Annotated in this window: 9 protein-coding genes; 4 read left to right on the forward strand and 5 right to left on the reverse strand. The window is 67.8% G+C overall.

The window, feature by feature from the left end; all coding sequences use genetic code 11:
• Window positions 1-458: 458 nt before the first annotated feature.
• The 5 genes from ACIY1X_RS19420 to ACIY1X_RS19440 all read right to left on the reverse strand — a co-directional run bounded on the left by ACIY1X_RS19420 (window position 459) and on the right by ACIY1X_RS19440 (window position 5,993).
• Complete coding sequence (locus ACIY1X_RS19420) at window positions 459-1,415, reverse strand: nucleotidyl transferase AbiEii/AbiGii toxin family protein (RefSeq protein ID WP_399683657.1); 957 nt, start codon at window positions 1,413-1,415, stop codon at window positions 459-461.
• A complete protein-coding gene (locus ACIY1X_RS19425; protein ID WP_399683676.1) occupies window positions 1,412-2,149 on the reverse strand; it encodes a type IV toxin-antitoxin system AbiEi family antitoxin domain-containing protein in 738 nt (245 codons plus the stop codon). The genes ACIY1X_RS19420 and ACIY1X_RS19425 overlap by 4 nt, the downstream gene beginning before the upstream one ends.
• A gap of 121 nt (window positions 2,150-2,270) precedes the next feature.
• Window positions 2,271-4,778: a DNA ligase D gene (gene ligD / locus ACIY1X_RS19430; protein WP_399683660.1), complete on the reverse strand. Its 2,508-nt coding sequence runs from the start codon at window positions 4,776-4,778 to the stop codon at window positions 2,271-2,273.
• A 24-nt stretch (window positions 4,779-4,802) separates the two neighbouring features.
• Entirely contained in the window at window positions 4,803-5,801 is a 999-nt protein-coding gene (locus tag ACIY1X_RS19435; protein ID WP_399683663.1) for a Ku protein, read from the reverse strand.
• Window positions 5,802-5,813: 12 nt separating this feature from the next.
• Complete coding sequence (locus tag ACIY1X_RS19440; RefSeq protein ID WP_399683665.1) at window positions 5,814-5,993, reverse strand: DUF3606 domain-containing protein; 180 nt, start codon at window positions 5,991-5,993, stop codon at window positions 5,814-5,816.
• A 299-nt stretch (window positions 5,994-6,292) separates the two neighbouring features.
• Here ACIY1X_RS19440 and imuA point away from each other — a divergent pair, with 299 nt between their 5' ends.
• From imuA to ACIY1X_RS19460, 4 genes are all read left to right on the forward strand, one after another.
• Window positions 6,293-7,126: a translesion DNA synthesis-associated protein ImuA gene (gene imuA / locus ACIY1X_RS19445; protein WP_399683668.1), complete on the forward strand. Its 834-nt coding sequence runs from the start codon at window positions 6,293-6,295 to the stop codon at window positions 7,124-7,126.
• A 70-nt stretch (window positions 7,127-7,196) separates the two neighbouring features.
• On the forward strand, window positions 7,197-8,378 hold the full coding sequence (locus ACIY1X_RS19450; protein WP_399683679.1) for a Y-family DNA polymerase: 1,182 nt from the start codon (window positions 7,197-7,199) through the stop codon (window positions 8,376-8,378).
• Complete coding sequence (locus ACIY1X_RS19455) at window positions 8,375-11,524, forward strand: error-prone DNA polymerase (RefSeq protein WP_399683671.1); 3,150 nt, start codon at window positions 8,375-8,377, stop codon at window positions 11,522-11,524. The genes ACIY1X_RS19450 and ACIY1X_RS19455 overlap by 4 nt, the downstream gene beginning before the upstream one ends.
• A complete protein-coding gene (locus ACIY1X_RS19460) occupies window positions 11,521-12,150 on the forward strand; it encodes an alpha-ketoglutarate-dependent dioxygenase AlkB (protein ID WP_399683673.1) in 630 nt (209 codons plus the stop codon). Before ACIY1X_RS19455 ends, ACIY1X_RS19460 begins: the two co-directional genes overlap by 4 nt.
• Window positions 12,151-12,244: the final 94 nt, after the last annotated feature.

Consider the following 12,244-nt stretch of genomic DNA (forward strand, 5'->3'; position numbering starts at 1 on the left):
ATGGCTCCATCTTCTCAAACGAGGGAGCCTCCGCGAAAACCGGGGCGGTTCAGTGATGACCAAAGGCGCAGGCTGCTCTACAACGCAGTGACCCGTGCGAAAGCGCGCTGTCTTGTGCTGGTGCAGGCGACAGCTCAACTAAACCAAGCGCCCTTCGCCTGAAGTGTTTGACGTGGACTTTCGCAACAGGCTAAGGGGTAGCGGGGTTGTCGTTAGCGCCGGGCACCCTGTTCACAAGGGCTGGGACACGCACTGCGAAATCAGTGCACCAAATATCTCACCATGACCGCCTGCCTTGCGAACCTCGCCGATGAGCTGATCGAATGCTGCAACTTTTCCCCTTGTCCGACGAACGCTCTCCAGCGTGCGCTTGATCTCGTGGAACGGACTCGCCGCCTGCTCGTAGTACTAGCGGATGAGCCGCGTGCGATCTTTCAGGAAGAAGAGGACGTCCATGTTCAATCCTTCCGAGGAGCCGGTGGCGCGCCCTCGCTCGACGCCACGGCAGCGAATCGAGCCGCCAGCACCTCGGCTTGCTCGGCAAACTTCTTCGGACTGGTCTTGCGCAGGTGTGCTACGTTGCGCAGCTTCCAGCGCACGCCCGGCAGATGTTCGAGATGGGTGATGTCTAGCAGCCCCCACTCGGGCGCCCCGGCCACCAGCGACAACAGGAAGCGCCGCTCGCTTTCATCCAGTCTGCGCTGGACTTCCTGAACCAGCCGCTCGCGCGCCGCGAGCAAGGATTCCAGCGACACCGGCTCGGCCGTCATCCCCTGGAAGTTGTGCTCGAAGTCGTGCCGGATGTCGCGCAGCGGCGGGAACAGCACCTCGTGCACTGGCCGGTTGCTGCTAGCCAGGTAGACCACGAAGGCCCGCCGGATGCCGGGCGTGATGCCTTCGTGCGCGAAGAGCTGCATCACGTCGAACAGGTCCCGCGGATGCTGGCGGTCCAGAGCTGCGACCAGCTTGCCGCCGTACACGTCCTCCAGCGAGACCACCGGGATCTCCAAGTCGGCCATCAGCACGCTGCCCGCAGCGGGCGTGAGCGAGGCTCGGCGTACTGGCCGCACGGTGCCGCGCATCACGAAGTTCACTTCGACCTTGACTTGCACGGGGCCTCGGCGCACCAGCAGCTTGGTTTCGCCTGCGGCCGCCGCCGGCGCATGCACCTGCAAGCCCCGCTTCTTCAAGCGCTCGGCTGCCTGCCGGATGGTTTCGTTGATGCGCGCCAGCGCCTCGTCGCGCGGCAGCGTGTGGTCGGGAAAGACCAGATCGAGGTCTACCGACAGGCGCGGCATGTCGCGCATGAACAGGTTGATCGCGGTCCCGCCCTTCAGCGCGAACGTGTCGTCGACGAACACTAGCGGCGCGACCTGGACCAACAAGCGCGCGGTGTCGAGATAGGTCTGGTTCATGGCTTGAGCACTAGCAGGCCTTCGGCCGATCGCGACACCCAGGGCCGATCACTGCCTGTCGGCAGCGTGGCCGGATCGAGCTTCGCAGCCCAGGGGGCCGAAGCCTCGCGGCCGAGTTGCAGGCACAGCCGCACGGTCTTGACGCTCGTGCAGCGCTGCAGCAGCTCGCGCAGAACGTCGACGCGCAAGCTGTATGCGCCCTCGACCAGTTCACGCGCTTCCTGCAGCGGCTGGCGCACGCCCACGTCGCTCAGCAACTCCAGCAGCGCGCGTTCCGGCGCCGACACCTGCGGCGCCCCGCTGCGCTTCTCGAACGGCCCGGCGTACAGCAAGTCGCTGGGCTGTTCATCGAACAGCCGCTTGCGGTGGTACTCGGCCGGAAAGCGCTCGGTGAACCATTCCGGCAGGTGCCCGGCTGCCCAGCCGTAGAGCTGCAGGACGGGCTGCTGCGCCACGTACTGACGCACGCCGTACCAGTCCAGCGCCGATTTGCCGCCCACGTGCAGGCCCTCGAAGCGGCGCTGCAGCAGGATCAGGCTGGGATGCAGCGCCAAGGCGTCATGAGGGCGGCAGAACACCCCGCGCGTCAGGCGCGTGAGCCAGCCCGCACGCACATAGTGCACGGCCAAGTCCGCGGAGATGCCCAGGCCCGCCAGGTCCTCCGAGGTCAGCGGCGTTCCCGGTGGCAAGTGGGTGTAGAGAGTGTTTAGTTTGCTCGTTCCAGTCGTAGCCATGCTGCGATTGAAACATCTTTTCCAAACGGCCGTCAACTTAGATCAGCGTGATGAGTCGTAGCTTGACTACGACTAAGACAACTTTTTTCAAGCAAGGCGCGTCGGGGAGCGCCCCAGAAGCTCAACCGCCCGAATACCCGAGGCGCTTCATCGCCGCCGCAATCGACACCGCAGCCTTGTCATAGCCATCCCACGGCGCATTGCCCTGGCGCAGCCGGTCGTCCACCGTCCGGACGTTCCAGTGCGCCCCGCTCGTGAGCTTGCCCAGCTCTGCCCAGGCCACCGGCACCGAGATGCCCATGCCGGGCCGGGAGCGCGCCGACCAGGCACTGACCGTCGTCGCGCCCCAGCCGTTGCGCAGGTAGTCCACGAAGATCTTCCCCACACGGTTGCGAGGACCACTCTTGGCCACAAAGCGCTGCGGGATCGTGCGGGCCAGGTGCTGCACCCCAGCCTGCGAGAAACCCTTGACTGTATCCCAGTCGTGCAGACGCTTGATCGGCACCACAACATGCAGCCCCTTGCCCCCGCTGGTCTTCAGGAACGTGGGCAGACCCAGTTCCTTGAGCAGCACCTGCACCAGTTGCGCCGCCTCCTGCACCTGCTCCCAGGGCACGCCCTCCCCGGGGTCCAGATCGAAGGTCATGCGGTCGGGCCGGTCGATCCGATCCTTCTTCGCGTTCCAGGTATGGAACTCGATGACGTTCATCTGTGCGGCCGACAGCAGGCCTTCAGGGCGCGCCACCTCCAGCATCGCGGGGTGGCCCATGTAAAGCGCGGGGTCGAGTTGCTCGACGCCGGCCATATTCCCCTTGTCCAGGTGCTTCTGGAAGAACAGCTCGCCCTTCACGCCCTCGGGTGCCCGAACGAGCGCGACCGGCCGGCCCTTCAGATGCGCCATCATCAGCGGCGCCACCTTGGCGTAGTAGCGCACCAGCTCGATCTTGGTGACGCCTGTGGACGCATCAATGACACGCTCAGGATTCGACACGCGCAGCGAGGGCGGTAGTGCAGCGCCCTGCCCTTCGGCCGCCGGCGCGTCGACCGCGGCCAGGTGCTTAGGCTCTTCGCGGATGATCACTTTGGCCGGCTTGTCGTCGCGCAGCCCGTGGAACACGGAATGGCGGATGCGGTTCTCCTTGGTCCACTCTGCAAAGGCCACCTCGGCCAGCAGCTTCGGCTGCACCCAGTGGGCCTTCTTGGCGATCGCGCGCGGGTTCGCAAACGGGCTCTTGTCGGTGACCAGCGCGCCCAACTTCTCGCGCAGCTCGGCCAGCGTACGTTCGTTGAAGCCGGTACCGACGTTCCCCGCATATTGCAGCGAGCCGTCGTCGGCGTGGACTCCCAGCAGCAGCGAGCCGATGCCCGTGCGCGAGCCCTGCGGATCGGTGAAGCCGCCGATCACGAACTCCTGCCGGTGGCTGCACTTGAGCTTGATCCAGTCCGCGTTGCGACGCGACGCATACGGCGCGGACTTGCGCTTGCCGATCACGCCCTCGAAGCCGAGCTTGCAGGCCGACGCCACCAGGTCGCCGGGCTTGGCCTCGAAGGCCTCGCTGAAGCGCACGCGGTCCGTGGGCGACTGCTCGGCGACCGCGCGCAGCAATTCCCGCCGCTCCACGACCGGCAGGTGCCGCAGATCGCGACCGTCCGCATACGGCATGTCGAACACGTAGTACACGAGGTCCTTCGTAGAACTGCAGTCGAAGGCGTTCTGCAGCGCCTGGAAGTCCGGGATGCCTTGCGCGTCGAGCATGAGCACTTCCCCGTCCAGCCACCCCGATTTCAGCGGCAACTGCTTCACCGCCCTGGCCAGGTCCGGCATCTTCGCCGTCCAGTCGTTGCCGTTGCGCGTGAAGAGCCGCACCGCGCCGCGGTCAATGCGCGCCACCAGCCGGTAGCCGTCGAACTTCAATTCCCACAGCCAGTCCGACACGTCCGCTGGCGGCCCATCGACAAGGGTGGCCAGCTGCGGCGCGAGCGTGTCGGGCAGCGGCGCCTTGGCCGCCTTGCCCAGGTCGCGCGCCGTGCTCGCCAGGGATGCCCTCGCTACCTGCGGCCCCTTCGGGACAGCCACCGGCGGCAGCCTGGTCACGCTGTCGGGCATCTCGTCCACCACGCTGAACTCGGCGGCCGGGCGCTCGAACCCATCGTGCTCCTTGATCAGCAGCCAGGGCGGCTGCTTCTCGTCGCCGCGCCCGTGCATGCGCACCAGCGTCCAGTGGCCCTGCAGCTTGTGGCCATGAAGCTCGAACTCGAGCTTGCCCTTGCGATAGCCTTCGGCCGGATCGCCGATGGGCACCCAGTAGCCGCGGTCCCAGACGATGACCTTGCCCGAGCCGTACTGGCCGGGCGGGATCTGGCCCTCGAAGGTGTTGTACGAGATGGGGTGGTCCTCGACCTGCACGGCCATGCGCTTGTCGGCAGGGTCGAAGCTCGGACCCTTGGGCACGGCCCAGCTCTTCATGGTGCCGTCCAGTTCCAGGCGCAGGTCGTAGTGCAGCCGACTGGCCCAATGCTTCTGGATCACGAACTGCAGGGCTTCGGTGCCCGGCGTCCCGCCTTCGGCCGGCTCGGGCGTGACGGCGAAGTTGCGCTTTTTCTTGTAGAGCGCGAGGGCGTCGGCCATGCTCGAAGTCCTCGCGATGCCCCGTCAGGCCGTGCGGCGGCCGGTCTTCTTCGCAGGGGCGCTCTTGGCCGCCGGCGCCTTGCGGGCAGGCGCCTTCTTGGCAGCAGTGGCGGTCTTCGCCGGTGCCCGCTTCGCCGAAGGCAGCGCGGTCACCGATGCGCTGCCCCCATCCGCTGCGCGCGATGGCGATGGCTTCCTGCCGCCGCCCTCCAGGCTGCGCTTGAGCAACGAAGTCAGGTCCAGCACGTCCGCGCCGGCCGGCGCGCCAGCTTCGCGCTCGACCTTGACCACGTCGGCGATGTCGCCGGCCGCGGCCTTGGTCTCGATCAGCTTGTTGATTTCGTCGGCGAAGGAGTTGCGGAAGTTGTCCGCATCCCACTCCTGCGTCATGTCCTCGATGAGCTGCATCGCCATCGTCATTTCCGCATCTTTGATGCCGGCGGCCTTGGCGTCCAGAGGAGGAAGGTTGAGCTGTTCGAAGGAACGGATCTCGCCGCCCCAGCGCAGCAGGTTCAGGATCAGCGCGCGACCGCAAGGGATGAGCACAGCCAGGTGCTGCTTGGTCTGGATCACGACCTTGGCGACACCGACCTTGTTGCTCTTGCGCAGCGCCTCGCGCAGCAGCGCGTAGACCTTCTCGCCACGCTTCAGGGGCGCCGTGTAATAAGGCCGCTCCAGGTAGACGAACGGAATCTCGTCCGCGTCGAGGAAAGCCTCGATCTCGATGGTCTGGGTAGTTTTTGGGAAAGCGGCGGCGATCTCTTCGGGCGACAGGATGACGTACCGGCCATCCTCGTATTCCACGCCCTTCACGATGTCGGCGGTCGCGATCTCCTTGCCGGTGACCTTGTTGACGCGCTTGTAGCCCACTGGCTCCATCGAGCGTTTGTCGAGCCAGTCGAAGTCGATACCGGAACTCGCCGTGGCGGCGTACAGGCCGACCGGGATGTGGACGAGGCCGAAGGAAATCGCCCCCTTCCACATCGTCCGGGTGGAGGTCGGCGCCTTGCCGTCGTCCGCCATGACCGCCTCCGGCTACTTACCCGACTTCAGGTGTTCGCGCACCTTGTCGGCCGAGTTGCCGACCGCCTCGACGGCGCGGCGCAGTTCTTCTTCGGACACGCCCAGACTCTTCGTCCAGTCCCGTACCTCATAAGGCTCGTTCAGGTTGATCAGTTTGCGGTCATGGCCGGTTTTGCCTTTGTCATCGCTCATGTACGCCTCCTTATTGAGGAACGACGGTAGCACCCGCCCACGGCTGAGCCTGTAGGACACCAGAGGTTCGCCGTGCACACAGTGCGGAAAACCGTGTCAAGCGAATGACCCCTGGCCGCACTCGGCTGGGCCGTTACAAAAAAGTCCGCACCGGCCGACGAACGGCCGCAAGCCGCTTGGCGCCTCGCTCCGCCGCTATCGGATGCCCGCGCAGAACAACAAAACTGGCGGGGCGAGCGAGCACGGCCCGCCCGGCGTCCATATACTGATGTTTCATACAGTGTTTATTCAGCCCACCGATGTCCGCCCTTCGCTGGCCAGAAGGCTTTCCGCCTTCGCCAAGCTCTCTTGCCTTCGCGCCCCAGACCGCCGGCCCCACGCCCGGCGCGCTGGAGGGCGTCTGGCGCGGCGATGAACTGGGCCGGGCGGACGCGCCGACCGTTGCGACGGGCTTCGCCGCACTGGACGCGGCGCTGCCCGGCCAGGGTTGGCCCACGCATGCGTTGACCGAGATCCTGCTGCCGCAGGCGGCGCTGTGCGAGTGGCGGCTGACCGCGCCGGGCCTGGCGGCGCTGGCGGCAGCCGGCGGGCAGATCCTGCTGGTCGCCCCGCCCAAGCGCCCCCATGCCGCCGGCCTGGCGCAGTGGGGCATCGGCGCCGACCACCTGGTCTGGATCGACGCCGCCACGCCGGCCGAGCGTCTGTGGACCACCGAGCAATTGGTGAAGTCCAATCCGCCCGGGGCCATCCTCGCCTGGCTGCCGCAGGCCCGGCCCGAGCAGGTGCGCCGCCTGCAGGTGCATGCGCAGTCCTGCAGCGCACCCGTGTTTCTGTTCCGGCCGGTGACGATGCAGCGCGAGGCATCGGCCGCACCGCTGCGCCTGTCGGTCGCCCTCGGCCGGGACTGGCACCTGCAGGTGCGCATCCTCAAGCGCCGCGGGCCGCCGCACGAGGGCGTGCTGCTGCTGCGCTCGATCGCCGAGCCGATGGCCGCGGTGCTGCCGCCCCGGCTGAGCCGGCCGGAGCAGGCGATCGTCGTTCCCTCCCCTTCGCCCTCCCAGGAGGCCACCGATGCTCGGGTACTGGGCCGCTCTGCGACCGCCAGCCTGCACCGGCACCCTGCCGGTCATTGAGCAGCAGGCGCTGGCCGTCTGGGCGCTGCAGTTCTCGCCGCGCGTGGCAGGGTGCGAGGAAGCCGTGCTGCTGGAGGTGATGGCGAGCGCGCGGCTGTTCGGCGGCCTTGAGGCGCTGCGACAGCGCGTGGAGGCCGAGGCTGCGGAGCTGGGCGTCGAGTCCGTCGCCTGGGCGTGGAGCGGCACGGCCGCACTGGCGTTGGCACGCGCAGGTGTGCGGGACGGCTTCGCGCAGCCGGTCGCGGCACTCCTGGACCGCCTGCCGCTCGCCACAGTCTCGGCCATCGGCCGCCACGAACCCACGCTGGCGCGCCTGGGCTGCCGCAGCCTGGGAGACGTGCGCAGGCTGCCCCGCGGCGGCTTGGGCCGCCGCTTCGACAAGGAACTGCTGCTGGCGCTCGACCAGGCCTATGGGCAGCGGCCCGAGGCCTATGAGTGGACCACGCTGCCCGAGACCTTCCATGTGCGGCTCGAACTCATGTCGCGCGTGGAGACCGCACCGGCACTGATGTTCGCCGCGCACCGTCTGCTGCTGCAGATGGGCGCGTGGCTCGCCGCGCGCCATGCAGGCGTCACGGCGTTCACCCTGCGCTGGTGCCACGATGCAATGCGCGCAAAGGAAGCCGGCACGGGCGGCGAACTCTCGGTGCGCACTGCCGCGCCGACCCGCAGCATCGATCATCTGTCACGCCTGCTGGGCGAGCACCTGGCGAAGGTGGAACTGGCGGCGCCGGCCGGTGACCTGGAACTGTTGGCCGACGAGGTCACGCCGCTCACAGAGGAAAGCCGCTCCCTGCTGCCCGAGACCATCCGCGCCGGCGAGGCCATCGCGCAGGTGCTCGAACGCATCCAGGCCCGGCTGGGCAAAGACCGTGTGCTGCGCCCGCTGTTGGCCGACGACCACCGGCTGGAGTGGATGCAGTGCTGGCAGCCCGCAGATGTCGCCAAGCCGCGCAAGCGCGCCAACGGGGCCGACCTGCCGCTTCCCACATGGGTGCTGGACGAAGCGCTGCGCCTGGCGGTGCGGGACAACCGCCCCATCTACCAGGGGCCGCTGCAACTGCTTCTCGGACCCGACCGCATCGAAGGCGGCTGGTGGCACCGCGCGGAGGCGGCACAAGGCCCCATCACCCACCATGTCCAGCGCGACTACTGGATCGCGCAGAGCGCCCACGCAGGCCTGCTGTGGATCTACCAGCAGCGTCTGGCGGCCGACGAGACCGCGTGGTTCCTGCATGGGCATTTCGCATGAGCGGCGCCGACGCCAAGACGATGGCCGCCGCACTGCCCGACTACGCCGAGCTGCGCGCGCTGTCGAACTTCTCGTTCCTGAAGGGCGCCAGCCACCCGGAGGAACTTGTCGAGCGCGCCAAGGAACTTGGATACCGCGCGCTGGCGCTGACGGACGAATGCTCGCTGGCCGGCATCGTGCGGGCGCACGTGGCGGCCAAGGAGCACGGCCTGCCGCTGCTGGTGGGCGCGCAGTTCATCGTGCAGGCCGACGCCGAGGACGGCACGGGCCCCGACGCGCCATTCGTACTGGTCCTGCTGGCCTGCAACCTGAACGGCTACGGCAACCTCTGCGCCTTCATCACGTCGCTGCGCCGCGCCTCCGAGAAAGGCAGCTACCGCCTGACCCGGCGGGAACTGGAGCGGGCCGACCTGACGGACTGTGTGGCGCTGGTCTCGCCTCGGCGCGGCAGCACCGATGCGCAACTCGAAGCGCTGGGGCACTGGACCTTGCGCCACTTCCTCGGCCGCTGCTGGATCGGGGTCGAACTGCTGCGCCGCCTCGACGATGAAGTGTGGCTGTACCGCATGCGCACGCTGTCGGCGCTGACGGCAATTCCGCTGGTGGCGCTGGGCGACGTACACATGCATGTGCGCAGCCGCAAGGCCTTACAGGACGTGCTGACCGCGACGCGGCTTGGCACCCCGCTGACCGAATGCGGCCGAGGGCTGCAGCGCAGCGCGGAGCACCATCTGCGCAGCCGCCTGCGCCTGGCGCAGACCTATCCGGCGGATCTGCTGGCCCAGACCCTGGCTGTCGCGGCGCGCTGCACCTTCAGCCTGGACGAACTGCGCTACCAGTACCCCGACGAAGTGGTGCCCGAGGGCGAAACGCCGGCGTCGTACCTGCGCCGCGCGACCTACGAGGGCGCAGGCCGGCGCTGGCCGCAGGGCATCTCCGCGAAGGTGCAGCAGCAGATCGAATACGAGCTGGACCTGATCTGCGAGTTGCGCTACGAGCACTACTTCCTCACGGTCTACGACATCGTGGCCTTCGCGCGCTCAAAAGGGATCCTGTGCCAGGGACGCGGCTCGGCGGCCAACAGCGTGGTCTGCTACTGCCTGGGCGTCACCGAGGTCGATCCAGTGCGGATGAGCGTCCTTTTCGAGCGATTCATCAGCAAGGAGCGCAACGAACCGCCGGACATCGACATCGACTTCGAGCACGAGCGGCGCGAAGAGGTGATCCAGTACCTGTATCAGAAGTATGGCCGCGACCGGGCAGCGTTGGCCGCCACCGTGGTGACGTATCGGCCGCGCTCGGCGATTCGCGACGTGGGCAAGGCCCTGGGCTTCGCGCCCGAGACGGTCGATGCGATCGCCTCCAACCATCAGTGGTGGGATGGGCGCGAGGTGTCGCCCGAACGGCTCGCCGAGCTGGGCCTGACGCCGGACGACCTGGCCGTGCGCCATCTGCTGCAGATCACAGGGCAGTTGATCGGCTTCCCCCGGCATCTGTCCCAGCACACCGGCGGCTTCGTCCTCACGCGCGGCCTGCTCTCGCGCATGGTGCCGGTGGAGAACGCTTCGATGCAGGACCGCACCGTGATCGAGTGGGACAAGGATGATCTCGATGCGGTGGGCTTGCTCAAGGTCGATGTGCTTGCCCTGGGCATGCTGACGGCCATCCGCAAGGCGCTCGAGGGCATCAGCCTGCGCCGCGGGCACACCTTCGAGATGCAGGACATTCCTGCGGAAGACCCCAGGACCTACGACATGATCTGCAAGGCAGATACGGTGGGCGTCTTCCAGATCGAGAGCCGAGCCCAGATGTCGATGCTGCCCCGGCTCAAGCCCCGGTGCTTCTATGACCTGGTCATCGAGGTGGCGATCGTGCGACCCGGCCCGATCCAGGGCGGCATGGTGCACCCGTTCCTCAACCGCAGGCAGGGCAAGGAGCCGGTGACCTATCCCAGCGAAGCCCTCAAGGAGGCTCTGGGGCGCACCCTAGGCGTGCCGGTGTTTCAAGAACAGGTGATGCAGATCAGCATCTTGGCCGCCGGCTTCACGCCGGGCGAGGCCGACGGCCTGCGCCGCGCGATGGCGGCCTGGCGCCGCAAGGGCGGCATCGAGCGCTACTACGCGCGCATCGTCGATGGCATGACGCAGCGCGGCTACGACAAGGCCTTCGCGGAATCCATCTTCGAGCAGATCAAGGGGTTCAGCGAGTACGGGTTTCCGGAAAGCCACGCCGCCTCCTTCGCGCTGCTGGTCTATGCCTCTTCCTGGATCAAGTGCAACGAGCCGGCCGCCTTCCTGGCGGCGCTGTTGAACTCACAGCCGATGGGCTTCTACAGCCCGAGCCAGCTTGTGCAGGACGCAAAGCGCCACGGCGTCGAGGTGCGGCCGGTGGACGTGATGCACAGCGCGGTGGACTGCACGCTGGAGGATCTGCCGGACAGGCCGGCGGTCCGCCTCGGCCTGCGCATGATCGCGGGGCTGAAGGCGGCCAGCGCCGAGCGCATCGCCGCCGAGCGCGAAACCGCGCCGTTCGACAGCGTCGAGGAACTCGCGCGGCGCGCCGGCCTGGAGCAGCACGAGATGAAGCTGCTGGCCGCCGCCGATGCGCTGGCCAGCCTGTCGGGCCATCGCCGCCAACAAGTCTGGGATGCAGCCGCGTTGCACGCGCCGCCGCGCCTGCTGCGCGAGGCGCCCGTGGACGAGGACACGCTGGAGCTGCCCGAGGCGCCGGAGGGCGAGGAGATCGTCTGGGACTACGCTGCCACCGGTCTGACGCTGCGCCGGCATCCGCTGGCCCTGCTGCGTCCGCGCCTGCAGGCCAAGAGACTGCTCTCCTCGAAGGACTTGCAGCGCGTGCCGGATGGCCGCGAGGTGCGAGCCTGCGGCATCGTCACCCTGCGCCAACAGCCGGACACCGCCAACGGCACCATCTTTGTCAGCCTTGAAGACGAGCACGGCGCCGTGCAGGTCATCGTCTGGCGGCACGTGCGCGAGGCGCAGCGCGCGGTCCTGCTGAACGCGCGCCTGCTGGCGGTCAAGGGCCGCTGGCAGCGCGAGGGCCGCGTGTGCAACCTCATCGCCACCAAGCTGGTGGACCTCACGCCGTGGCTGGGGCGCCTCGCCACCGAAAGCCGGGACTTCCGATGAACGCGATGCAGTGCAGCCTGTTCGACGCGGGGCCGGTGGAGGCTTCCATTCCCGGCCTGGTGTACCAGCCCGAGTTCCTGTCGGCCGACGAAGAGAAGGCAGTGCTGGACATCGTTGCCACGTTGCCGCTGCAGGCCGCGCGCTACAAGGACTACCTCGCACGCCGGCGGGGGGTGAGCTTCGGCGGTTCCTTCGACTACGACGCCAACCGGCTGCTGCCGGCGGCGCCACTCGATGCGCGGCTGGAGCCCTTGCGCTCTCGTGTTGCCGCCTGGCTCGGCATCCAGCCGCAAGCCCTGGTGCATGCGCTGGTGGCCGAGTACGCGCCCGGCACGCCGCTGGGCTGGCACCGCGACGTGCCGGATTTCGAGCGCATTGTGGGTGTGTCGCTCGGCGGCAGCGCCACACTGCGCTTCAGGCCCTATCCCTACGAGCCCGCGCTGCAACGCAAGATCGTGCGGCTCGCCGTTGCGCCCCGGTCGATCTACCGCATGGAGGACGAGGCACGTTGGGCATGGCAGCACAGCGTGGATCCGACCTTGGAGCCGCGCTGGTCCATAACGTTCAGGACAAAGGCGTGGCCGCGAAGCCAGCGCCATGTTGATCAGACTGCACGCCGACAATAGCACTCGTTCTTTCCCTTGCTATCTCTCCATGTCCACTCCTAGCCCGGATCTTTCGTGAAGGCAGCGCCGAGGCGGCCACGTGGCTGCGGGGCGC

Source organism: Xenophilus sp. (genome assembly GCF_044462705.1).
Lineage (GTDB): Bacteria > Pseudomonadota > Gammaproteobacteria > Burkholderiales > Burkholderiaceae_C > Xenophilus > Xenophilus azovorans.

Coding starts and splice junctions, on each gene's coding strand:
- imuA (WP_399683668.1), top strand. CDS start 6,293: ATGTCCGCCCTTCGCTGGCCAGAAGGCTTTCCGCCTTCGCCAAGCTCT.
- ACIY1X_RS19455 (WP_399683671.1), top strand. CDS start 8,375: ATGAGCGGCGCCGACGCCAAGACGATGGCCGCCGCACTGCCCGACTAC.
- ACIY1X_RS19425 (WP_399683676.1), bottom strand. CDS start 2,149: ATGGCTACGACTGGAACGAGCAAACTAAACACTCTCTACACCCACTTG.
- ACIY1X_RS19460 (WP_399683673.1), top strand. CDS start 11,521: ATGAACGCGATGCAGTGCAGCCTGTTCGACGCGGGGCCGGTGGAGGCT.
- ACIY1X_RS19420 (WP_399683657.1), bottom strand. CDS start 1,415: ATGAACCAGACCTATCTCGACACCGCGCGCTTGTTGGTCCAGGTCGCG.
- ligD (WP_399683660.1), bottom strand. CDS start 4,778: ATGGCCGACGCCCTCGCGCTCTACAAGAAAAAGCGCAACTTCGCCGTC.
- ACIY1X_RS19435 (WP_399683663.1), bottom strand. CDS start 5,801: ATGGCGGACGACGGCAAGGCGCCGACCTCCACCCGGACGATGTGGAAG.
- ACIY1X_RS19440 (WP_399683665.1), bottom strand. CDS start 5,993: ATGAGCGATGACAAAGGCAAAACCGGCCATGACCGCAAACTGATCAAC.